This is a genomic window from Shewanella sp. 10N.286.54.B9 (assembly GCF_041468565.1).
Lineage (GTDB): Bacteria > Pseudomonadota > Gammaproteobacteria > Enterobacterales > Shewanellaceae > Shewanella.
Genome location: NZ_JBFRIY010000135.1, coordinates 928 through 1,563, shown reverse-complemented (window position 1 = coordinate 1,563; position 636 = coordinate 928). Strand labels below are relative to the sequence as shown.

The following is a 636-nucleotide window of genomic DNA, read 5'->3' as shown; positions in this document are numbered from 1 at the left end:
ATAAGCTGTTATATGCAAAAAGGATTTATGCACATGAATATCAATGCGACTCTATTCGGTCAGTTTGTTTTCTTCTCCATGTTTATCATAGGTGGTTTAAGTTACTACTTAGCTAAACGTAAAACTTCTACACCTAAAGTGGCAACATTAATAGGTGTCTTATTATGCATTGTGCCTCCACTTAATATTGTCTACATAATTGTTTTAATGTTAAAAAATGATGTTGTAGCAAAACAAAGCATTGAAACTTCGGTGTAATTTGCATATAACAAGGCACTCAAACGGAAAAATTACAGTTGGCTCGCGCTTCGCGCAGTTTAGCCTAACTGTATTTTTCCGCTTAGTTTAGCGTTAGGGCCTATTGAAATATCACGCATATAAGGAAAAGGAATTCTTAGATGGAATTTATCGAACCATATAAAATTACAATTCTAGTCATGGGTTTGGCTGGTTTAACATTTTTCATGCAGTTAGCTGTTGTAGATGTTATTGGCCTTAAAACTAGGCACACTCCTGGGCATCCAATCCCAGCAAATCACAACGATTTTCTTTTTCGTGCATCAAGAGCTCATTCAAATACAAATGAAAGCGTAGCAATATTCATCTTGTTCGTAGCTTTCTCTATTTTATCTTCAG

General features: G+C 35.2%; 2 protein-coding genes. Both read left to right on the top strand.

The annotated features are described in order from the left end of the window. A partial coding sequence (locus AB4135_RS22170; protein WP_371995570.1) for a hypothetical protein occupies nt 1–258 on the top strand: 258 nt, incomplete at its 5' end. A 140-nt stretch (nt 259–398) separates the two neighbouring features. Then, nucleotides 399–636 (top strand): MAPEG family protein (locus AB4135_RS22165; RefSeq protein ID WP_371995569.1); only part of this gene is annotated, 238 nt, incomplete at its 3' end.